1 rRNA gene is annotated in these 378 nt (G+C 58.5%); it reads left to right on the top strand.

From position 1 onward, the window contains the following. Positions 1 to 270 precede the first annotated feature (270 nt). A 5S ribosomal RNA gene (gene rrf, locus NGB94_RS16700) occupies positions 271 to 378 on the top strand; the annotation flags it as partial.

Raw genomic sequence — 378 nt, 5'->3', positions numbered from 1 at the left:
GTACTAATAGGCCGATAACTTACACCACACATATCCTGGGCAGAACACGACTTCAAACGGTTCCGCCAAACAAGGGATATGAGATCATGCTGCTTGCGTCCACTATGTGGTTCCCAACCAACAACCCGTGTTGTTGATCAGGGAACATAACTGAATAACGCCCGAACCCCCGGTACCACGGGGACGGGCGTCTGGTACCCACGTACCCCACATTTTTACCCACCCCCACCGCAGGGAACTGCCGGCACGGGGGGTTTGGGTTGGAAGGGTTACGGCGGTCACAGCGCGGGGGAAACGCCCGGTCCCATTCCGAACCCGGAAGCTAAGACCCGCAGCGCCGATGGTACTGCACCCGGGAGGGTGTGGGAGAGTAGGTCA

The organism is Arthrobacter koreensis (assembly GCF_035792275.1).
Taxonomy (GTDB): domain Bacteria; phylum Actinomycetota; class Actinomycetes; order Actinomycetales; family Micrococcaceae; genus Arthrobacter_B; species Arthrobacter_B koreensis_A.
The sequence above is the reverse complement of the archived record's forward strand: the minus strand, read 5'-3'. Positions and strand labels throughout refer to the sequence as shown.